This window comes from Bradyrhizobium sp. USDA 4461 (genome assembly GCF_054055655.1).
Map to the genome: position 1 here is coordinate 5,607,157 of NZ_JBSRXM010000001.1, position 19,672 is coordinate 5,626,828.

The 19,672-nt window shown below is 66.3% G+C and carries 20 protein-coding genes and 1 pseudogene; 10 read left to right on the forward strand and 11 right to left on the reverse strand.

All coding sequences use genetic code 11. The features are described from left to right. Positions 1–3: 3 nt before the first annotated feature. Entirely contained in the window at positions 4–1,374 is a 1,371-nt protein-coding gene (locus ACVINW_RS26035) for a histidine kinase (RefSeq protein ID WP_456753946.1), read from the reverse strand. A gap of 212 nt (positions 1,375–1,586) precedes the next feature. On the opposite strand from ACVINW_RS26035, the gene ACVINW_RS26040 reads away from it, so the two are divergent. The 7 genes from ACVINW_RS26040 to ACVINW_RS26070 all read left to right on the forward strand — a co-directional run bounded on the left by ACVINW_RS26040 (position 1,587) and on the right by ACVINW_RS26070 (position 7,414). After that, positions 1,587–2,354, forward strand: a complete 768-nt coding sequence (locus ACVINW_RS26040) for a MotA/TolQ/ExbB proton channel family protein (protein ID WP_456753947.1) — start codon at positions 1,587–1,589, stop codon at positions 2,352–2,354. Then, a complete protein-coding gene (locus ACVINW_RS26045) occupies positions 2,351–3,040 on the forward strand; it encodes a hypothetical protein (protein ID WP_456753948.1) in 690 nt (229 codons plus the stop codon). Before ACVINW_RS26040 ends, ACVINW_RS26045 begins: the two co-directional genes overlap by 4 nt. After that, complete coding sequence (locus ACVINW_RS26050) at positions 3,033–3,641, forward strand: hypothetical protein (protein WP_456753949.1); 609 nt, start codon at positions 3,033–3,035, stop codon at positions 3,639–3,641. Before ACVINW_RS26045 ends, ACVINW_RS26050 begins: the two co-directional genes overlap by 8 nt. A gap of 624 nt (positions 3,642–4,265) precedes the next feature. Further along, on the forward strand, positions 4,266–4,400 hold the full coding sequence (locus tag ACVINW_RS26055; protein WP_456753950.1) for a hypothetical protein: 135 nt from the start codon (positions 4,266–4,268) through the stop codon (positions 4,398–4,400). Continuing rightward, on the forward strand, positions 4,397–4,990 hold the full coding sequence (locus ACVINW_RS26060) for a TetR family transcriptional regulator (protein WP_456753951.1): 594 nt from the start codon (positions 4,397–4,399) through the stop codon (positions 4,988–4,990). The genes ACVINW_RS26055 and ACVINW_RS26060 overlap by 4 nt, the downstream gene beginning before the upstream one ends. Positions 4,991–5,195: 205 nt before the next feature. Then, positions 5,196–5,936: a metallophosphoesterase family protein gene (locus tag ACVINW_RS26065; RefSeq protein ID WP_456753952.1), complete on the forward strand. Its 741-nt coding sequence runs from the start codon at positions 5,196–5,198 to the stop codon at positions 5,934–5,936. 20 nt (positions 5,937–5,956) lie between these two features. Further along, positions 5,957–7,414 carry a serine/threonine protein kinase gene (locus tag ACVINW_RS26070; RefSeq protein WP_456756502.1) on the forward strand — a complete coding sequence of 486 codons (1,458 nt, stop codon included), beginning with the start codon at positions 5,957–5,959 and terminating at the stop codon, positions 7,412–7,414. Between the two features lie 13 nt (positions 7,415–7,427). Here ACVINW_RS26070 and rpe read toward each other — a convergent pair whose 3' ends face one another. Beyond that, on the reverse strand, positions 7,428–8,129 hold the full coding sequence (rpe, locus tag ACVINW_RS26075) for a ribulose-phosphate 3-epimerase (RefSeq protein WP_456753953.1): 702 nt from the start codon (positions 8,127–8,129) through the stop codon (positions 7,428–7,430). Positions 8,130–8,382: 253 nt separating this feature from the next. Between rpe and ACVINW_RS26080 the strand changes: the two genes are divergently transcribed. After that, entirely contained in the window at positions 8,383–9,210 is an 828-nt protein-coding gene (locus tag ACVINW_RS26080; protein ID WP_456753954.1) for an EF-hand domain-containing protein, read from the forward strand. Positions 9,211–9,330: 120 nt separating this feature from the next. On the opposite strand, the gene ACVINW_RS26085 is transcribed toward ACVINW_RS26080, so the two are convergent. From ACVINW_RS26085 to ACVINW_RS26110, 6 genes and pseudogenes are all read right to left on the reverse strand, one after another. Further along, positions 9,331–10,326, reverse strand: a complete 996-nt coding sequence (locus ACVINW_RS26085) for a P1 family peptidase (RefSeq protein WP_456753955.1) — start codon at positions 10,324–10,326, stop codon at positions 9,331–9,333. A gap of 226 nt (positions 10,327–10,552) precedes the next feature. Next, on the reverse strand, positions 10,553–11,671 hold the full coding sequence (locus ACVINW_RS26090) for a branched-chain amino acid ABC transporter substrate-binding protein (RefSeq protein ID WP_163163300.1): 1,119 nt from the start codon (positions 11,669–11,671) through the stop codon (positions 10,553–10,555). Between the two features lie 170 nt (positions 11,672–11,841). Continuing rightward, positions 11,842–12,591 carry an ABC transporter ATP-binding protein gene (locus ACVINW_RS26095; protein WP_456753956.1) on the reverse strand — a complete coding sequence of 250 codons (750 nt, stop codon included), beginning with the start codon at positions 12,589–12,591 and terminating at the stop codon, positions 11,842–11,844. Continuing rightward, the gene (locus tag ACVINW_RS26100; protein WP_456753957.1) at positions 12,588–13,421 is read right to left on the reverse strand and encodes an ABC transporter ATP-binding protein; all 834 of its coding nucleotides are present in this window, start codon (positions 13,419–13,421) and stop codon (positions 12,588–12,590) included. The genes ACVINW_RS26095 and ACVINW_RS26100 overlap by 4 nt, the downstream gene beginning before the upstream one ends. Then, positions 13,418–14,743: a high-affinity branched-chain amino acid ABC transporter permease LivM gene (gene livM / locus ACVINW_RS26105; RefSeq protein WP_456753958.1), complete on the reverse strand. Its 1,326-nt coding sequence runs from the start codon at positions 14,741–14,743 to the stop codon at positions 13,418–13,420. The genes ACVINW_RS26100 and livM overlap by 4 nt, the downstream gene beginning before the upstream one ends. Before the next feature lie 10 nt (positions 14,744–14,753). Then, positions 14,754–15,672, reverse strand: a pseudogene (locus tag ACVINW_RS26110) (ABC transporter permease subunit). A 299-nt stretch (positions 15,673–15,971) separates the two neighbouring features. On the opposite strand from ACVINW_RS26110, the gene ACVINW_RS26115 reads away from it, so the two are divergent. Together ACVINW_RS26115 and ACVINW_RS26120 are read left to right on the forward strand one after the other, a co-directional pair. Then, on the forward strand, positions 15,972–16,118 hold the full coding sequence (locus ACVINW_RS26115; protein WP_456753959.1) for a hypothetical protein: 147 nt from the start codon (positions 15,972–15,974) through the stop codon (positions 16,116–16,118). Between the two features lie 247 nt (positions 16,119–16,365). Further along, positions 16,366–16,893: a hypothetical protein gene (locus ACVINW_RS26120; protein WP_456753960.1), complete on the forward strand. Its 528-nt coding sequence runs from the start codon at positions 16,366–16,368 to the stop codon at positions 16,891–16,893. On the opposite strand, the gene ACVINW_RS26125 is transcribed toward ACVINW_RS26120, so the two are convergent. From ACVINW_RS26125 to ACVINW_RS26135, 3 genes are all read right to left on the reverse strand, one after another. Beyond that, the gene (locus tag ACVINW_RS26125) at positions 16,873–17,265 is read right to left on the reverse strand and encodes a carboxymuconolactone decarboxylase family protein (RefSeq protein ID WP_456753961.1); all 393 of its coding nucleotides are present in this window, start codon (positions 17,263–17,265) and stop codon (positions 16,873–16,875) included. The genes ACVINW_RS26120 and ACVINW_RS26125 overlap by 21 nt on opposite strands. Before the next feature lie 121 nt (positions 17,266–17,386). Further along, positions 17,387–18,169, reverse strand: coding sequence for a 3-oxoadipate enol-lactonase (gene pcaD, locus ACVINW_RS26130; RefSeq protein ID WP_456753962.1), 783 nt, complete (start codon positions 18,167–18,169; stop codon positions 17,387–17,389). A 56-nt stretch (positions 18,170–18,225) separates the two neighbouring features. Further along, positions 18,226–19,581 carry a 3-carboxy-cis,cis-muconate cycloisomerase gene (locus tag ACVINW_RS26135; RefSeq protein WP_456753963.1) on the reverse strand — a complete coding sequence of 452 codons (1,356 nt, stop codon included), beginning with the start codon at positions 19,579–19,581 and terminating at the stop codon, positions 18,226–18,228. Positions 19,582–19,672 lie beyond the last annotated feature (91 nt).

The following is a 19,672-nucleotide window of genomic DNA, read 5'->3' on the forward strand; positions in this document are numbered from 1 at the left end:
GTCTCAGGCCGCGAGCGGGATCGTGGCGGCGACGCTGACGCCGCGGCTGGCGCGCGCGATCGACAATGAGCCGCCGAGCGCGGCGACGCGCTCGCTGACGCCGGTGAGGCCGAAGCCCGCCGATTGCGCCACCTTGGCGGCATCGCCGCCGCCGTCGTCCTCGACCCGCACCAGCAGTGCATTCTCGGTTCCGGTCCGCCGCTCGATCCGCAGCACGATCTCGCGCGCTGAGCTGTGGCGCAGCGCGTTGGTCAGGCACTCCTGCGCGACGCGATAGGCTGTGGCGGCGACCGTGCCGCTGATGTCGGCAAGATCGCCTTGCAGATCGAGCTGGATCATCGGCTGCGCCGTGCGCGACCGCCAGCTGTCGACCAGATCGACCAGGCTGGCCTCCAGCCCGAGCTCCTCGGCCGGCGGGTGACGCAAGCGGTCCAGCGTGTCGCGCAGGCAGGCCATGATGCGGCGCGTTGCCTGCGAGATCATCCGCGCGTCCTGCGCAATCTCGGTGCCGGCGGCGTATTTGTCGCCGGAGCTCGCCTCGATCGTGTTGGCGAAGGCGAGGATCGCAGTGAGGTTCTGACCGAACTCGTCGTGCAGCTCGCGCGCCAGCGTGCGGCGTTCGTCGCTGCGAATTTCGAGCAACCGCCGGGTCAGCACCGTGCGCTCCTTCTCGGCCTGCGCGAGGCGGTCGCCGAGATCGCCGACGGCGCGTCCGATCATCGCGAGCTCCATCGAGCGGACGCGCGGCAGCGGGGTCCGGTACTCGCCGTCGGCCATGCGCCGCAGCGCGGACACGATCGAGCGGGCAGGCGCCAGCGTGTGCGCGATCGCCAGCGAGGCGAGCAGCGCGATGGCGAGCGCCATCAGCAGCGCGACATGGATGTTGTCCAGGATGTGCTGCCAGGCGAGCGCGATCGCAGCGGCCGGATCGGCGATGGCGCGGACGGTTCCTGCGGTCGCGGCGCGGGCGCTGATCGGTCGCTCGACGGTGGCGTGATCGCCGAGCACCATCTGGACAAGATCGGCGAACCAGCGCGGCGGCGCCTTGCCGATCCCCTTGCTCTGGCCGCACAGCGGCTTCTCGAATGCACCGGCCGGTTCGAACTGCACGCAGATCCCGGGCGCGATCAGGCCCATGGTTTCGATGGTGCGCCAGTCCGGCGCCGGCAGCAATTGCTCGCGCATCCGGTTGCTGCGCAGCAGCAATTCGCGCCAGTACAGCGCCTCGAGCGATTGTGAGACCCGCTCGGCGGACGCCTCGGTGGCGCGATCGACGCTGCGATAGGCGTCGATCGTGGCCCAGACGGTCGCTGCGCCAAGGCACAGTGCGACGATGACGAGCAGGCGGGCGACCAGTTCAAGCACGAGGCGCATGCGATCACTCCACGGCCAGCAAACGAGAGCGAGATGCTAGCAGCAGCGGTATTCCCCGCCAATCGCAAGCATGCCAAGCTATGCAGGTCGGGAAATTTGCCCGACCAAATCTGGGCAGATGTCTTTGGACGGCGCCGGCCGGCTCTGCTCTAACGGCGGATGAGGCCCGCGCGGAGCCTCATGGAACAGTCGGCACAGGGAGCTCACGCAGCATGGACGCCAAGGTCGAAGCTGCGGCCGCATCGGCCGGCACGGATACGGCGGAGCGCAGCGTCCTGCTGCTCTGGATGATCTTCACCGGTCTCTCGATCTTCGCCGCCTTCCTGCTATGGCGCTACGGGCTGATCCGTCTCATGGTCAGTTCCGACCGCACCTACATTTCCAGCGTCATCGCGGTGCTCTACATCGTCACCTGCATCCATTGCTTCTGGCGGACGCGGGCGATCGCGCGGGAAGGTGAGGTGGCGCGGTCCTGCCGCGCGATCCTCGCTGCGCCTGACGGCGCCAAGGCGTTGGCATCGGATGCGCGCGGCCTGCCGCGCGGGCTCGTCACCGATCACATCAAGAGCCTGGTGCAGAAGGCCGATGCGCAGGCCAAAGGCCGGATCGACCAGACCCTGCTGCTGCGCACGCTGGCCGACCGCCTGCGCGGCTCCAACGGTTTTGGCGCCTTCGTCTCCGACACGCTGATGAAGCTCGGCCTGCTCGGCACCATCATCGGCTTCATCATCATGCTGGCGCCGATCGCTTCGCTCGATGCCGCCGACAAGGTCGCGATGAAATCGTCGATGGGCCTGATGAGCGACGGCATGGCGGTCGCGATGTACACCACGCTGGCCGGGCTGATCGGATCGATCCTGGTCCGGATCCAGTACTACATGCTGGATTCCGCGACCCAGCGGGTGTTTTCCGATGCCGTCGTGCTGACCGAGACGCATGTCACGCCGGCTCTCGAACGCCGCCTTGGTACCACGCCATGATGGACGAGTTCGGGCTCTATCCGCGTGAGGAATCTTTCGACCCCCTTGGTGTCATGCTGTTCAAGGCGCTGCAGGTGATCGCCTTCCTGTTCTTCCTGGCGCTGCTTGCGGTGTCGCCGGACTCCAAGGAGGGCAAGATCGAATCCAAGGCGGAGTTCATCATCACGATGGACTGGCCCGACAACCATCCCGACGATCTCGACCTGTTCGTGCAGGATCCGGCCGGCAACATCGCCTGGTACCGGCATCGCGAAGCCGGCTTTCTGACGCTCGACCGCGACGATCGCGGCGGCGCCAACGACTTCATCGTGGTCAACGGCAAGAAGATCGCTTCCCCGATCCGCGAGGAGATCGTCACCTTGCGCGGCATCGTCGCCGGCGAATACACCGTCAACGTCTCGCATTTCCAGGCCACCACCGGCGAGCCGGTGCAGGCCAACATCAAGGTGCAGAAGCTCAATCCGACCGCGCAGGTGATCTTCGACGACAAGCTGACGGTCGATCACACCGGCGACGAGAAGACTGCGGTCAGGTTTCGTCTCGACGCCGAGGGCAAGGTGATCAACGTCGACCGGAGGCCGAAATCGCTGCTCGAGACCTTCCGCAGCAGCTGGCGCAACGGCGCCGACCTCGATCCGAACACCGGCGTTCCGAAATCCGGCGTCAGGGTGCTCCGCAATGATTAGCTTGCAGTCAGTGATCCTCACCATCGCGGTGGCTTACGCGGTGATCGGTGCGTTGCTCCTGATCGTGCTGGTCTATGCGCGGCTGCACTGGTCGCTGAAGGCCGTCGTGATCGTCGTGACCAGCGCGTTCTATTTCGTCAGCTTCGGCGGGATGCGCGGCCTGCTCGGCTGGGCCTCCGCGGAAAAGCTGCCGGCCAACTTCAAGCTGCTGTCGACGCGGATCGTGGAGCCGCACACGCTGGAGGGAGATCCGGGCTCGATCTATCTCTGGGTTGAGGAGCTCGACGAAGACAACCGGCCGAGCGCCGTCCCGCGCGCCTTCCGCATTCCCTACAGCGACGCGCTGGCGGAGCAGACCCACACCGCCGACAACGAGATCAAGGCCGGCCATCCGCAGGGCGGGCGGGCGGCGGATTTCGGCGGCGGCGACGGGACCCTCACGGACTTCGTCCGGGAGTACATCACCCCGAAGACGATCGTGGAGACCACCGGCGGCGATTCCACCACGGGGACGTTCGTCGCCCCGCCGGCCGGTGCACAGGGATCGGTCTTCACGCCGCTGCCGCCGCCCCGGATGCCGCCCAAGGACGAGCAGCGGTAGGAGCCGCACCGCTGGCAGGATGGCACAAAAATAGGGATCGCCAATAATCAGTCAGCGGGATGGACAGTAGTCACCCGGAATTCCTCAATCGCCTGAACGGTGTATCTTGGGGCTAACCGGGGCTAGATTTTATCCCGAAGCCATTTTTCCCGGCAAAGGGGCCGCTGCGTGAGGCGGCCCCTTTCGATTCCGGCGGCCCTGTTCCGGGACCGTCACGCGGCCTCAGAGCACCGTCATGAAGGCGATCGCGAGGACCATCAGCCAGCCGACAATGACCAGCGACAGCACCGCGCCGGCGGTGATCTTGGCGATTTCCTTGAAGGTCTCTGGCCGATCCATGCACGCCTCTCCCGGGTGGCCGAAGGAGACATAGGCACGGTCCGGCGGATCGCCCGGCTGCTCAGAGAACGGTGTAGCGCGCCATAGGCCGGGCGGCCGTAGGGCCCGGTGGGCCGGGCCGCATAGCTGTCATCTCGCAAAGTTTGTCTGACAGATATTGAAATCTGTCAGCGAGATGGTGTATATAATCTCCAGCCCAAAGGGAGGAGGGCGCCCAGCGGCTGTTTCCGGCGTTTTGGCCGGGACAACCGGACTTCAATTTGATTACCTCGAAGGACTACCTCCATGACGATAGAAATCTTTCAATTGACCGCCCAGATTCAACAGTGGCTCAACCTTCGCGTCGCCCGCCATTTGGCTGCCCAGGCTGCCAAGTTCACCCGCGGGCAGGACAGCGATAACCAGACGGTAAGCGCATGAACGAGGCGGTGGTTTTGACACCCGAGCGGATCCTCGAGGCAACTGAGGATGTCTTGAGACGCTACGGGTTGACCAAGGCCACCGTTGTCGACGTGGCCCGTGCGCTGGATGTCAGCCACGGCAGCGTCTACCGCCATTTCCCCAGCAAGGCCTCGCTGCGCGACGCAGTCGCCAAACGCTGGCTCGACCGTGCCAATGAGCCGCTGTGCAAGATCGCGGCCGGCGACGGCCCGGCGCCGGAGCGGCTGGAGCAATGGCTGCGCACCGCCTTCACCATCAAGCAGAAGAAGGTCTGCGACGATCCCGAGATGTTCGCGACCTACCTGGCGCTGGCACAGGGTGCGCGCGAAGTGGTGGAAGCCTACAAGGACAAGCAGGTCGATCTGATCGCGAAAATCCTGTCCGACGGCGTCGCGCAGGGCGTGTTCGAGATCGACAACGTCAAGGCGACGGCGCGCGCCGTGTTCGACGCCACCGTTCGCTATCATCATCCGGCACATGCCGAGGAATGGGCCAAGCCGGAATGCCCGTCGCGGATCGACGCCTTGATCGCCCTGCTGCTGCGGGGCGTGCAGGTGTGCAAGCACTAGCATTCTCTCACAGCAGAGCAAACGGCACCCCTCTCCCTTGCGGCCCCCTTGCGAGGGAGGGTTGGGGAGACGGGTGAGCCCCGAGTCGCGACGGAAAGATTCCGCGCGCTCGCGCCGACTGGCTTTTCGCCGATGCCTTCGGCCCGATTGCGAGCCGGGGGCGGCGTGTGCTTGATATCGGCAGGGATCAGTCACGCGGACCACGATGCGGCTTGCACTCTTCGCCGATATTCATGCCAACCGGCAGGCCTTTGCGGCCTGCCTCGACGCTGCGCGGGCGCGCGGCGCCGAGCGGCTGATCTGCCTCGGAGACATCGTCGGCTACGGCGCCGATCCCGAATGGGCCGTCGAAACCGTGATGGACCTGGTCGCCAACGGCGCGATCGCGGTGCGCGGCAATCATGACAATGCGATCGGCGTTCCCAGCGACGGCATGAACGCCGATGCCCAGGCCGCCATCGACTGGACCCGCGGCCGGCTCAGCGGCGAGCAGAAGCAGTTCCTGGCCGAGCTTCCGATATCGCGGCAGGAGGACAACCGGCTCTACGTGCATTCGGAGGCCTCCGATCCGACCAAATGGCGCTATGTCCGCGACACTGCGGACGCCGCGCGCAGCATGATGGCGACCGAGCAGCAGATCACCTTCTGCGGCCACATCCATCGCCCCGGCCTCTATTCGATGTCCTCGACCGCGAAGATGACGAGCTTCGTTCCGACCTCGGGCATAGCGGTGCAATTGCTGCCGGGGCGGCGCTGGCTTGCGGTGCTCGGCTCGGTCGGCCAGCCGCGCGACGGCGATCCGGCGGCGTCGTTTGCGATGTTCGACACCGCGAACCGCGAGATCACCTATCATCGGGTGCCCTACGACGTCGCGACCGCCGCGGCGCGGATCAAGGCCGGCGGCCTGCCGCCCTGGCTGGCCGACCGCCTGCCGCTCGGCAGGTGACGCCGGTGGTGGCGCTGACGATGCAACCGGGCGCCGTGCTCGATGGCTTCACCATCGGCGAGCGCGTGCACCGCGGCGGCATGGCGACTTTGTGGACCGTCACACATCCCGGCATCAATGTGCCGCTTTTGATGAAGGTGCCGCTGACCTCGGAGGGCGAGGACCCGGCCGCCATCGTCAGCTTCGAGATGGAGCAGATGATCCTGCCGCGGCTGTCGGGTCCGCACGTGCCGGCCTGTTTCGGCACCGGCGACTTCGAGCGCCAGGCCTATGTGGTGATGGAGCGCATCCGCGGACAAACGCTCTACAAGCGGCTCGACGACCTGCCGCTGCCGCATGAGGAGGTCAGGGCGATCGGCGGCAAGGTGGCGACCGCGCTCGCCAGCCTGCACCGGCAGAACGTTATCCATCACGACATCAAGCCGAGCAGCGTCATGTTCCGCGAGCGCGGCGAGGCGGTGCTGATCGATTACGGTCTGTCGCACCACCAGCATCTGCCCGATTTGTTGCAGGAGGAGTTTCGCCTGCCTTACGGCACCGCGCCCTACATGGCGCCGGAACGTCTGCTCGGCGTGCGCGACGATCCCCGCAGCGATCTGTTTTCGCTCGGCGTGCTGCTGTATTTCTTCACCACCGGCGTCCGCCCGTTCGGCGAGAGCGAGACCCTGCGCGGCATGCGCCGGCGGCTGTGGCGCGATCCCACTCCGCCGCGCGGGCTCAGGCCGGACTATCCGCCGTGGCTGCAGGAGATCGTGCTGCGGTGTCTCGAAATCGATCCGGCCGCGCGCTATCCGACCGCGGCGCAGCTCGCCTTCGATCTCGGCCATCCCGAGCAGGTCAAGCTGACGGCGCGGGCGCAGCGGATCAAGCGCGATCCGCTCATGACCGTTTGGCGCCGCCGCTTCAATCTCGGCGCGGCGCCGCCGCAGCCGAAGTCCAACGTCGCGGTGCAGCTCGCCTCGAGCCCGATCGTCGCGGTCGCGCTGGATATCGGCGATGACGCCGAGGCGCTGAACGAGACCATCCGCACCACCGCCGAGCAGGTGCTGTCGACCTCGCCGTCGGCGCGGCTCGCCTGCATCAACGTGCTGAAGCTCAATCGGCTGGCGATCGACCGCAGCCATGACGAGCAGGGCCAGAACAAGCATGTCGACCGCCTGGTGGCGCTCCAGCACTGGGCGCGGCCGTTCAGGCTCGAGGAGGGCCGGTTGACCGTGCATGTGCTGGAGGCGATCGATCCCGCGGCCGCCATCCTGGAATTCGCCGCGGTCAACCTGGTCGATCACATCATCATCGGCGCGCGGCAGGATTCGCTGCGGCGCGCGCTGCTCGGCAGCGTGTCCGCCAAGGTCGCCGCCGAAGCGCCGTGCACGGTGACCGTGGTGCGGCCGTCGCGGCTGACGCCGGCGACGGATGCAGGTGATGAGGCGGCGGACCCGGCAGCGAATGCCGCGGCCACGCCGCCCGCAGTTTTTTAGCTGCGCCGGATCATTAGATCGCTTCGCCGCGTGCCTCGGCCGCGGCATGGCGGATCGCCGCGATGTTGGTCTTGTAGGCCTCGACCGTGCCGCCCTTGAACACGGCAGATCCGGCGACAAAGGCATTGGCGCCGGCGGCGGCGAGCTGGCCGGCAACGTCGGGCGCAACTCCGCCATCGACCTCGATATCGATCGGACGGCCCGCGACCATCGCCCTGACGTCGGAGACCTTGCCGATCGCCGAGCGGATGAAGGCCTGGCCGCCGAAGCCGGGATTGACCGACATGACCAGCACGAGGTCGATCAGGTCGAGCACATATTCGATCGCGCTCGCCGGCGTTGCCGGATTGAGCGAGACGCCGGCCTTCTTGCCGAGCGCGCGGATCGCCTGCAGCGAGCGATGCAAATGCGGGCCGGCTTCGGCATGCACGGTGATGTGGTCGCAGCCCGCCTTGGCGAACGCCTCCAGATAGGGATCGCAGGGCGAGATCATCAGATGGGCATCGAAGATCTTCTTGGTGTGCGGCCGCATCGCCTTGATGACGTCGGGGCCATAAGAGATGTTGGGGACAAAATGTCCGTCCATCACGTCGAGATGGATCCAGTCGGCGCCGGCCTGGTCGACGGCGCGGACCTCCTCGCCGAGCTTTGAGAAATCCGACGCCAGGATCGACGGAGCGATAACGAGGGGACGCGGGGTGAATGACTGAGTCATGTCAGCAGTTCCGGAAGACGAGCAGGGGGCGACGGGTGATCCCGCCTAACATGCGCCGCCGTGGCGGGCAATGCGAGCGGATCGGACGGCGGGGCCGGAAAATTCTGCCGCCGGCGGCAGCTCTTGCCGGGTACGCGGAACCGCTCCCGATGCGCCAATCCCTGGTTTTATTGGGTTTTTGCCATGGCACGCGGCTTGCTGCGCCACCGACAAGCGTTTGAGCCGCCAGGCGCGGCCCTGTTGGAGTATTGCCATGTTATTTGCAATTGGCGCTGCGTCGTCGGCCATTGATCTGCTGAGCTCGCTGATGTCGTCGAAGTCGACGGCCCAGACCGGCAGCTCCAGCCAGACTAGCCAGTCGAGCGGCCTGTTCGATCTTTCGACCACGACATCGACCTCGACCGGCAGCAGCAGCGCCGGATCGAGCTCGAGCACACCGCAGATTTCGCCGCTGACGATGAGCGCGCTGCTCGATGCGCAGAGCCAGTCGGCTTCGACCGGCACGGCTTCAACCAGCACCGCTCCGACCAGCCGGTCGGCCGCGCTGCAGGACCTGTTCTCGCAGATCGACGCCGACGGCAACGGCCAGATCACCAAGACCGAATTCGAGAACGCGCTCGGCGCCGGCGGCACCAACACCGCGCAGGCCGACGACGTGTTCGCCAAGCTCGATACCAATGGCGACGGCACCGTCAGCCTCGACGAGATGTCGCAGGCGTTGAAAGGCCACGGCGGCGGCCATCATCATCACATGGCGAGCGGCTCGACCGACGGATCCGGCTCCAGCAGCGGTGCGGGCGGATCGGGCTCCGATCCCCTGATGCAGGCGCTGGACGGCGCCACCTCGACCTCGGTGACCAACAGCGACGGTTCGACCACCACCACCACGACCTATGCCGACGGCTCCAAGGTGTCGATGACGACGCCGGCCTCGGCGTCCAGCACCAGTGGCACGTCTTCGTCTTCGTCCTCGGCCGGCAGCAACGCGACATCGTCCTATAATTTCATCGAGCAGTTGATCCAGCGCCAAGCGCAGGCGATCTCCGCGCAGGCTTCGTCGTCGGTTTCCGTAAGCGCTTAGGACGTATCGGCTACTACTCGTCATTGCGAGGAGCGTAGCGACGAAGCAATCCATGTCTCGGCAAGCGGCGCGATGGATTGCTTCGCTTCGCCCGCAATGACGATCGTACAAGCTCTTCGCCTAACCGAACCGATCCCGCCAGCTCGGCAGCGCGTCGGGGAAGGGCAGCGCGGTGGCTGAATGGACGCCGCGGGCGATCGCGCGCGCCACCGTGTTGGCCGCGATCGCCCCGAGCTTGGTGAGCCCGAACAGCGGATCGATCGGCCTGACGCCGGTCGCGGCGGCAAACACCACATCGCCATCGAGCGGGGCGTGCACCGGATAGATCGCGCGCGCCATGCCGGTCTGCGCGATCATCGCAAGCCGCCGCGCCTGCGGCTTTGTCAGTTGCGCGTCGGTCACGACCACGACCAGCGTGGTGTTCTCGGCAGCGCTGGCATCCGCGCCGCCTTTCAGCCGCGGCTTCAGCATGTCCGGCGTGAACGCCGGCGGCAGGCCGCGCCCGCCGAACTCGCTACCGACCTCGAACGGTGCGGCCCAGAACCACGGACCGCCGCCGACCGTGACGCTGCCGACCGCGTTGACCACCGCGAGCGCCGCGACCTTGATGCCGTCGTCGGTCACATCAGACGCCGAGCCGAGGCCGCCCTTCAGATTGGCCGTGGTGGCGCCCATGCCGGCGCCGACGCTGCCGAGCGCGAAGTCATTGGCCGCCGCATTTGCCGCCGCGTAGCCGAGGTCGCGATAGGGCGGGAAGCGGCCCCACGCCTTGTTGCCGCCGTTGAGCAGGTCGAAGCAGATCGCGCCGGGCACGATCGGGATCACCGCATCGCGAATGCGAAAGCCGCGGCCGCGCTCGGCGAGCCATGCCTGCACGCCGCCGGCAGCGTCGAGCCCGAGCGCGGAGCCGCCGGACAGCGTGATGGCGTCGATCGCCTCGACGACATTGTGCGGCGACAGCAGCGCGTCCTCGCGGGTGCCAGGCCCTCCGCCGCGGACATCGATCGAGGCCACCGCCGGCCGCTCGAACAGGATGGCGGTGACGCCGGAGGCGATCACCGCGTCGTCGGCGTGGCCGACGCTGACGCCGGCAATATCGGTGAGAAGGTCTTTCACGATTCCGTCCATGCGCCTGCTGTCCGACCGATCCGGTATAGCAGCCGCGGTACCAGAGCAAAACGCCCCGGCGGACCGGGGCGCCTTATCCTGTAGCGTCATTGCGAGCCACCCGGTCGGCGCGAAGCGCCGCCGGATGACAGGCTCCGCGAAGCAATCCACAGTGGCCGTGCGGAAAGATGGATTGCTTCGTCGCTGTCGCTCCTCGCAATGACGGGAGGGCTTATTAGGAGCCCTTCGGGTTGATCTCGGTGTAGTTGCCCTTGGCGTCCCACTTGTAGACGACATAGTCGATCGCCTTGATGTCGCCCTTGGCGTCGAAGGCCATCTTGCCGAGCACGGTGTCCCACTCGCCGGCCTTGATGGTGTCCATCACCTTCTTGGCGTCGGTGGTGCCGGCCTTGGCGACGGCCTGGGTCCACACCTGCATCGCAGCGTAGGTGTAGAGCGTGTAGCCTTCGGGGTCGATGTTCTTGCTCTTGAACTTCTCGACGATCGCCTTCGCGGTCGGCTTGTTGCGCGGATCGGGGCCGAAGGTGAACAGCGTGCCTTCGGCGGCCGGGCCGGTGATCGAAGCGAACTCCTTGTCGTTCATGGCGTCGCCCGCCATCAGCACGGTCTGCAGGCCCTGGTCGCGCATCTGACGCAGGATCAGGCCGGCTTCCTGATGGTAGCCGCCGACATAGACCAGATCGATGTTGTCGCGCTTCAGGCGCGAGACGATCGAATTGAAGTCCTTGTCGCCCTTATTGTAGGACTCGAACATCTTCTCCTGGAAGCCGGCCTTGTTCAGTGCCTTCTTGGTCTCGTCGGCGAGGCCTTTGCCGTAGGTGGTCTTGTCGTTCAGGATCGCGACGTTCTTGCCCTTGTAGTTCTTCATGATGTAGTCGGCGGCGACCAGGCCCTGCTGGTCGTCACGGCCGCAGACGCGCGCCACGTTCCAGAGCTTGCGCTCGGTGAACAGCGGGTTGGTCGAGGCCGGGGTGATCTGCAGCACGTTGGCGTCGGCATAGGCCTCGGAGGCGGGGATCGACGACGACGAGCAGAAATGGCCGGCGACGAACGGGATCTTCGACGAGCCGATTTTTTCCGCGATCGAGCGCGCCTGCTTCGGATCGCAGGCGTCGTCATCGGCTTCCAGCGCGAGCTTCTTGCCGAGCACGCCGCCGGCGGCGTTGATGTCGGCGACGGCCTGCTCGGCGCCGTTCTTCATCTGCCGGCCAAAAGCGGATTCGGAGCCCGTCATCGGACCCGCGACTGCGATTGTGATATCTTGCGCGAACGCGCTCGCCGACAATGCGAACGAAGCGCCCAATGCCAGGCCGATCAGCTTCAGTGATTTCATGAGACGTCCCTCGTGGTCGTTGCCTCTTGCGGAAGGACCCGGCACGCCGGGCTCCAAAACCGTCGGCATTCTCGGCTGATTTCGCAGCGAAGTCACCGGCAATTTTCAGGCAAATCGACGCGACATCCTGCTAACGGCAGCGGCACGGAACGTGCAGCCAGCCGTGACGGCTACCCATGGCGGCCGCCTTCCAGATAGGCGGCGCGGATTTCCGGGCGCTGCAGCAATTCGTTGCCGGTTCCGGTTAGCGTGATCAGGCCGTTGACCATGACATAGCCGCGGTGCGCGAGCTTCAGCGCGTGGTTGGCGTTCTGCTCGACGATCAGGACGGTGAGGCCGTCCTGCCGGTTCAACGTGCGGATGGCGTCGAAGATCTGCCGCGCGATCAGCGGCGCCAGGCCGAGCGACGGTTCGTCCAGCATCAAGAGGCGCGGCCGGCTCATCAGCGCGCGGCCGATCGCGAGCATCTGCTGCTCGCCGCCGGACAGCGTACCGCCGCGCTGCGCGATGCGTTCCTTCAGCCGCGGAAACAGCGCGAACACCCGCTCCAGCCCGGCTCCGCGCTCGCCTTCCGTGCATTCGGTCGCATCGGCGCCCATCTGCAGGTTCTCCGCGACGCTCATGCGCGGAAAGATCCGCCTTCCCTCGGGCGATTGCGCGATGCGCAGCCGCGCGATCTCGTGGGTCGGCACGCCGGTGATGTCGTGGCCATCATATTCGATGCTGCCGGCGCGGGCGCGCGGCCGGCCGAAGATCGTCATCATCAGCGTCGACTTGCCGGCGCCGTTGGCGCCGATCAGGGCGACAATCTCCCCTCGATTGATCTCGATATCGACGCCCTTCAGTGCCTCGATCTTGCCATACGCCGCACGCACGCCGCGCACCGCGAGCAGGGGAGTGGTTGCCTGTGCCGCGCTCACGTGCCGCTCTCCATCACGGCGATGGCCTCTTCCTCGTCGGCGCCGAGATAGGCGGCGATCACCTTGGGATCGTCGCGCACCGTCTGCGGCGTGCCTTCGGCGATCTTGACGCCGTAGTCCATGACCACGACGTGATCGGAGATTTCCATCACGACCGACATGTCGTGCTCGATCAGGAGGATCGAGGTGCCCTGTTCGTTGCGGATCGACAGCAGGAGCTCGTTGAGCCCGCCGCTCTCGCGCGCGTTCAGCCCAGCCGCCGGCTCGTCGAGACAGAGCAGGGCGGGCTCGGTGCACATCGCGCGTGCGATCTCGAGCCTGCGCTGGTCGCCATAGGGCAGATTGCCCGCGGCATCGTCGGCGCGGTCGAGCAGGCCGACGCGGTCGAGCCAGGACCGCGCCAGATCGATCGCGCGCCTTTCGGCCTCGCGCCACGACGGCAGGCCGAGCAGCCCCAGCACGGTGAGCCCCGAGGCGCGCAACAGCGCGTTGTGCTGGGCGACCATGAGGTTCTCCAGCGCGGTCATGCCGGGAAACAGCCGGATGTTCTGGAAGGTGCGCGCCACCTTGGCCTGCTTGGAGATGCGGAAATCGTTCAGCCGCTCGAGCTGGATGCTGCGGCCGTCATCGTGGGCCAGGCGGATCGCGCCGCCGCTCGGCCGGTAGAAGCCGGTGATGCAGTTGAAGACGGTGGTCTTGCCGGCGCCGTTCGGCCCGATCAGCGCGGTGATCTTGCGCCGCTCGGCGGTGAAGGAGAGCTCGTTGACCGCGACGATGCCGCCGAAGCGCATCATCAGGCGGTCGACGCTGAGGATGGGGTCGCCGCTCATCCATGGCCCTCCTTGACGAGGTCGGACGAGATCGCCTGGTTGCGTTCCAGATACACGGTGGGCGCGCGATGGCCGATCAGCCCGCGCGGCCGCCAGATCATCAGCAGCACCATGGCGATGCCGAACACCAGCATGCGGTACTGATCGAGGCCGCGGAACAGCTCGAAGCCGCCGATCATGGTCAGTGCGGCCAGCGCGACGCCGAGTTGCGAGCCCATGCCGCCGAGCACGACGATCGCGAGCACCAGCGCCGATTCCTGGAAGGTGAAGGATTCCGGGCTGATGAAGCCCTGCCGTGTGGCGAAGAAGGCGCCGGCGAAGCCGCCGAACATCGCACCGGTCGCGAACGCCGTCAGCTTGGTGGTCGTGGTGTTGATGCCGAGCGCGCGGCAGGCGACCTCGTCCTCGCGCAGGGCCTCCCAGGCGCGGCCGATCGGCAGCCGCCGCAGCCGGATCGTCACCCAGTTGGTGAGCAGCGCCATGGCCAGGATCAGATAGAACAGGAACACCAGGCGATGGGTCGGTGAGAATTCGATGCCGAGCCGGGCGGCGAGCCCGTCATCGCCCGGCGTCAGGGGAATGCCGAACAGGGTTGGACGCGGAATCCCCGAGACGCCGTTGGGGCCGCCGGTCAGGCTCTGCCAGTTGATGATGACCAGGCGGATGATCTCGCCGAAGGCGAGCGTCACGATCGCCAGATAATCGCCGCGCAGCCGCAGCACCGGGAAGCCGAGCAGCACGCCCCAGAACGCCGCCAGGATGCCGGCCAGCGGCAGGCAGACCCAGAACGACAATCCGAAATTGGTCGCCAGCAGCGCGTAGGAATAGGCGCCGACCGCGTAGAACGCGACATAGCCGAGGTCGAGCAGGCCGGCGAGGCCGACCACGACGTTCAACCCCCAGCCCAGCATCACATAGGTCAGGACCAGGATCGACAAATCGAGAATGTAGCGCTGGTTGTAGAAGATGACCGGCACGAGGAAGGTGAACACCAGGAGCGCCGGCGCCAGCCAGCGACCGGCGAACGCCATCGCCGATTGCACCGGCTTGGGCACGATGCTGTCCTTGTCGACCGGCCCCCACCACTGCCGCAGCAGCTCGACGATGATGCTGCCGCCGAACACGGTGCCGACGAGGGCGGCGAGATCGCCGAACCGGGTCCAGTAGATCAGGCCGCCTTGCGGTCCGGCCTCGGTCCGGATGCCGATCATCAGCGAGAACAGCACCAGCGCGACGAGAGCGCTGATCAGGGCTTTCTTGAGAATGAAGGCGCTGCCCGAGGGCTGCGCGGCGTGCGAGGGGCGGGCTGAGGTCGCGCTCACGAAGTGCCTGTCAGACTTTTTCGACTTCGGGACGGCCAAGCAGGCCGGTCGGCATGAAGATCAGCACCACGATCAGGATCGAGAACGCGGCGACGTCCTTGTACTCGACCGAGAAATAGGCCGACCAGAACGTCTCGATCAGGCCGATCGCGAGCCCGCCGAGCATGGCGCCCGGCAGCGAGCCGATGCCGCCGAGCACCGCGGCCGTGAACGCCTTGATGCCGGCGACGAAGCCCATGAAGAAATCGACCAGGCCGTAATATAGCAGGTACATCATGCCGGCGACGGCGGCGAGCGCGGCACCGATCACGAAGGTCATCGAGATGGTGCGGTCGACGTCCACCCCGAGCAGCGCCGCCATGGTCTGATCCTGCTCGCAGGCGCGCATGTCGCGGCCGAGCCTTGTGCGCGAGACCAGCCAGGTGAACAGCGCCAGCACCACGATGGTGGCGAGCACGACCATGATCTGGATGTTGGAGAGCTGCACGGCAAAGCCTTGCGAGCCTTCATGCAGCGTGTAGCCGCCGGTGATGATCGGCGGCACCGGCTTGACCCGCGCGCCCTGCGACACCTGCGAGAAGTTGGTGAGCACGAACGACATGCCGATCGCCGACAGCATCGGCGCCAGGCGGAACGAATGGCGCAAACGGCCGGTAGGCGATGCGCTCGATGGTCCAGCCATAGAGCGCCGTGATCGCCATCGAGACCAGCAGCACGATCAAGAGGATCACGGGGATCGCGGTGAGGCCGAGCGACACCAGCACCAGGAACGAGATCAGCGCGATGAAGCCGCCGATCATGAAGATGTCGCCATGGGCGAAATTGATCATGCCGACGATGCCGTAGACCATTGTGTAGCCGATGGCGATCAGGCCATAGATCGAGCCGAGCACGAGGCCGTTGATCAGTTGCTGGGCGAAATAATCCATGCGCTGCCGTTAGTCCCCACTTCGCTCGAAAACGCGACGTCCGAGTGACGCGGCGAGGGCCCCCGGCAGCCTGATCCGTCGCGTCGTGTCATTTTCTAACAGCGGAACCCCGGCGGCGGCAACAGCGTGGCAGCAGCAGAAACGGCTTGTACATAACTAGTTTGGCGGGTGCGGTTCCGATGTCACAGGGCCGACACGGCGTTGCCCTGCAATGATCACGCCGGAACCGGTGTTCCCCGAGCAACCGCGCTCCGGAGGGTGTGTTGTCCCCAGCCTGATGAAAGCGAAGGAGTATTCGCATGAGCAATCAGAACCAGAAGCCGGGCCAGCAAGGCCAGCAGCCTGGTCAGAAGCCAGGCCAGCAGCAGCAGGGTGGCGGGCAGAAGCCCGGCCAGCAGCAGCAGGATCCGGGCCGGCAGGGCCAGACCCCCGATCGGGAGCGCTAACCCGGAGACGTCGAGCAAGAGACGCTAGCAAGGGAAATGTTAGCATGAGCAGTTCCAGAAGGGTCTCGCCGGAAGGCGGGACCTTTCTTTTTGCGCGGTTTTGGCACGGCGCCGGCCATCCGCGGACAATCCCCAGCCGATTAAGGTAAACAAAGGGTTTAAATTGCCGCCGGCAATTGATCGGCGTTACCTCGCAGGCTGAACCGTCGCCGACCTGAAAGGCGCCGGAGAGAAACGGGAAGCGGCAATGTCGAACACTTGGCGGATCAGCTCCTTCAACGGCGCGCTGCTCGCGGCCTATTTCATTCCGGTCTGGACCATCATCGCCTTCAGCATCATGGTGTCGCCGATCCACGGCCTCTATGAGCGGCCGAGCGTGTCGATCGCGCTCTATGCCAGCGACTATCTGCACCTCGGCAAGATGGCGACGGTGCGGCTCGCATGGCTGTTGGCGCTGGCGCGGATCACGGTGGTGGCGTTCTTCGCGGTTTTCCTCGCGATGGCGGCGTTCTCGCCGCTGCGCCAGAAGAGCAGCGGTAGCGACGAGGCGCTTGCGGTCGCGCTCTGCCTCGGCAGCGTGCTGAGCTTCGCCAGCATGATGATGGCCTCCAAGGTCGGCGAGGTCGAAGCGATGCGCATGCATGCGTCAGAGCTTTTGATGCTGCTCGGCACCGCGATCGTGATGCTGTTCGAGACCTCGCCGAAGCGCGCGGCGGAAGCTCCTGCCGCCGAGGCAATCGCGCCGGCAGGCGAGTTATCCCTTCAGCAGCCCTAGTTCGGCAATGATCGCGCCGGCTTCCTTGACGGCGTGATTGGCGGCGGGCACGCCGCAATAGATCGCCTGCTGCAGCAGGATCTCCTTGATGTCGTCGGGCGTGAAGTCGCCTTCGCTGAGGGCGGCGCGCACATGCAGGCGGAACTCGTCCCACTGGCCGAGCGCGACCATGGTGCCGATCACAAGCACGCGGCGGGTGCGGTGATCGAAATGCGGCCGGGTCCAGATGTCGCCCCACGCATAGCGGGTGATCAGGTCCTGGAAGTCGGTATTGAACGCGTTGCGGTTTGTGATTGACTTGTCGACCCATTCATTGCCCAGCACCTTGCGGCGCTGTGCCATGCCGTCGTCGCGGCGCTGATTGTCGTCCATGGATGTCTCCTCTCGAAACCGTAGCCCGGATGGAGCGGCGCAATCCGGGGTTTCAGCGTTCGCCGGAAACGATCTGTCCCGGATTTCGCTTCGCTGCATCCGGGCTACGCAGGTGTTGCCATTAGCGTTGCGTCAGGAAGCCGACCACGGCTTCGGTGAAGGCGTGCGACTGCTCGATATTGGAAATATGCGCCGCATCGAGCAGCGTCATGCTGGCGCCGGGAATGCCGCTGCGGATCATTTCACCCGCCGACACCGGGGTTGCCATGTCCTGCTTGCCTGCGATCACCAGCGTCGGGCTCTTGATCCTGGGCAGCAGCGCGCGCTGGTCGAGCGTCGACAGCGCCTCGCAGCAGGCGAGATAGCCCTCGACGGGGGAGGCGATCAGCATCGCCTTCATGCGGGCCGTAGTCTCGGGCTCGCGCTCGCGGAAGTCGGCGGTCAGCCAGCCCGCGATCACGGTGTCGGCGACCGCGGCGATGCCGCCTTGCTTCACCGCCTTGATGCGGTTCAGCCAGTTGGTCGGATCGGGGTAATAGCAGGCGGTGTTGGAAAGGATGATCTTGCCAAATCGTTCGGGCGCGTTGGCCCCTAACCATTGCCCGACCATGCCGCCCATCGACAGGCCGCACCAATGCACTTTCCCGATGTTGAGGTCGTCGAGGATCGCGAGCACGTCGCGGCCGAACCGCTCCATGGAGTAGGGCCCGGCCGGCACGCCGGACTTCCCGTGACCGCGGCGATCGTAGCGGATGACGCGGAACATCTGCGTCAGCGCCGGCATCTGCGGCTCCCACATCTGCAAGGTGCAGCCGAGCGAGTTCGACAGCATCAAGGTCGGTCCGCCGTCGCGGCCGTCCACCTGGACGTTGAGCAGGCATCCGTCGGCGTTGATCATCGGCATTGCGTTGTCCCTCTCGTCATGCGCGTGCCGGGGCAACTCCGGCAGCGACATCGTCGCTATTTATCGTCAAGTGAAGCCAGCAGGCGATCGATCAGCGCCTGCGAGGCACCCTGATAGGCCATCGGTTCGAACACTTCCGCTATTCGCTTGGCGTCGAGATGCGCGGTGACCTTCGCATCCGCAGCCAGCACCTCGCGCAAATGCTTCTTGTCGGCCACCGCTTTCTTGCTCGCGGCCTCGACCAGATGGTGAGCGTCGCTCTTGCCGATCTTGTCGGCGAGCGCAAAGGTGACGGCTTCCGCCATGATCAGCCCATGGGTCGCATCGAGATTGACTCGCATTCGCGCCGCGTCGACCTCGAGCCCTTCGGCGAGGTCGACGATCGCGGCAAGCGCGCCGGAGGTCACCAGCATCAAGCCCGGCAAGGTCGGCCATTCCGCGTGCCACGGTCCGGCGCTGCGCTCATGGTCCTGCACCTGCGCGGCGAAGATCGTCGCGGCGAGGTTCGGCGCCATGGTCGCAGCGCCCAGCGCGCTCGCGGCGGCGACCGGGTTGCGCTTGTGCGGCATGGTGGAGGAGCCGCCGCGGCCGGCGCCCGCCGGCTCGAAGGCCTCGCCGACATCGGTCTGCATCAGCAGCGAGACGTCGCGCGCGATCTTGCCGCAGCTGCCGACGAGGATCGCGAACACGGAGGCGGCCTCGGCGATGCGGTCGCGGTGGGTGTGCCAGGGCGCGTCGGGCAGGGGCAAGTCGAGCTCTTTCGCCAATGCTGCCGCAACCGCGAGACCCTTGTCGCCCAGCGCGGCGAGCGTGCCGGCGGCGCCGCCGAATTGCAGGGCCAGCGTCTCGCGGCGCAGGCGCAGCAAGCGCTTGCGGGAGCGGTCCAAAGCTGCGGCATATTCGGCGAGCTTCAGCCCCAACGGCATCGGCAGCGCATGCTGCAACCAGGTCCGCGCCACCATCGCGGTGTTGCGATGGGCGCGGGCAAGGTCGGCAAAACCCGCAATGGCGCGGTCAAGGTCGGCGAGCAGCGCATCGATGCCGGCGCGCAGCGACAGCATGGTCGCGGTATCAATGACGTCCTGGCTGGTCGCACCCCAATGCACGTAACGCGCGGCCTCGGCATCCGCCCTGGCGACATCGGCGGTCAGCGCCTTCACCAGCGGGATCGCCAGATTGCCGGATCGCGTCGCGGCATCAGCCAGCGCGGCGAGGTCGAATGATTCGGCCTTGCAGGCCGCGGCGATCGGTCCCGCGCTGGCCGCGGGAATCACGCCGCAGGCCGCCTCAGCGCGGGCCAGCGCGGCCTCGAAATCCAGCATGTTCTGCAGGGTGGCTAAATCGTCGCACACCGCGCGCATCGCGGCGCTCGACAGCATCGGCGCAAGCAGGGGAGAAAGGGCTGTACTCATGGCGCGCGACCTAACCACTCCCGGGCGCCGCTGCCAATGCCCGTCGCTGCCTGCATTTTCGACAGCGCGGATCGCGCGAATTCGTGAACGG

What these genes read in the sequence shown, in the direction of transcription:
- ACVINW_RS26135 (WP_456753963.1), bottom strand. Translation starts at nt 19,581, where the DNA reads ATGAGTACAGCCCTTTCTCCCCTGCTTGCGCCGATGCTGTCGAGCGCC.
- ACVINW_RS26070 (WP_456756502.1), top strand. Translation starts at nt 5,957, where the DNA reads ATGCAACCGGGCGCCGTGCTCGATGGCTTCACCATCGGCGAGCGCGTG.
- ACVINW_RS26100 (WP_456753957.1), bottom strand. Translation starts at nt 13,421, where the DNA reads ATGAGCGGCGACCCCATCCTCAGCGTCGACCGCCTGATGATGCGCTTC.
- ACVINW_RS26040 (WP_456753947.1), top strand. Translation starts at nt 1,587, where the DNA reads ATGGACGCCAAGGTCGAAGCTGCGGCCGCATCGGCCGGCACGGATACG.
- ACVINW_RS26055 (WP_456753950.1), top strand. Translation starts at nt 4,266, where the DNA reads ATGACGATAGAAATCTTTCAATTGACCGCCCAGATTCAACAGTGGCTC.
- ACVINW_RS26120 (WP_456753960.1), top strand. Translation starts at nt 16,366, where the DNA reads ATGTCGAACACTTGGCGGATCAGCTCCTTCAACGGCGCGCTGCTCGCG.
- ACVINW_RS26060 (WP_456753951.1), top strand. Translation starts at nt 4,397, where the DNA reads ATGAACGAGGCGGTGGTTTTGACACCCGAGCGGATCCTCGAGGCAACT.
- rpe (WP_456753953.1), bottom strand. Translation starts at nt 8,129, where the DNA reads ATGACTCAGTCATTCACCCCGCGTCCCCTCGTTATCGCTCCGTCGATC.
- pcaD (WP_456753962.1), bottom strand. Translation starts at nt 18,169, where the DNA reads ATGCCGATGATCAACGCCGACGGATGCCTGCTCAACGTCCAGGTGGAC.
- ACVINW_RS26080 (WP_456753954.1), top strand. Translation starts at nt 8,383, where the DNA reads ATGTTATTTGCAATTGGCGCTGCGTCGTCGGCCATTGATCTGCTGAGC.
- ACVINW_RS26050 (WP_456753949.1), top strand. Translation starts at nt 3,033, where the DNA reads ATGATTAGCTTGCAGTCAGTGATCCTCACCATCGCGGTGGCTTACGCG.
- ACVINW_RS26045 (WP_456753948.1), top strand. Translation starts at nt 2,351, where the DNA reads ATGATGGACGAGTTCGGGCTCTATCCGCGTGAGGAATCTTTCGACCCC.
- ACVINW_RS26090 (WP_163163300.1), bottom strand. Translation starts at nt 11,671, where the DNA reads ATGAAATCACTGAAGCTGATCGGCCTGGCATTGGGCGCTTCGTTCGCA.
- ACVINW_RS26035 (WP_456753946.1), bottom strand. Translation starts at nt 1,374, where the DNA reads ATGCGCCTCGTGCTTGAACTGGTCGCCCGCCTGCTCGTCATCGTCGCA.
- ACVINW_RS26125 (WP_456753961.1), bottom strand. Translation starts at nt 17,265, where the DNA reads ATGGACGACAATCAGCGCCGCGACGACGGCATGGCACAGCGCCGCAAG.
- ACVINW_RS26065 (WP_456753952.1), top strand. Translation starts at nt 5,196, where the DNA reads ATGCGGCTTGCACTCTTCGCCGATATTCATGCCAACCGGCAGGCCTTT.
- ACVINW_RS26115 (WP_456753959.1), top strand. Translation starts at nt 15,972, where the DNA reads ATGAGCAATCAGAACCAGAAGCCGGGCCAGCAAGGCCAGCAGCCTGGT.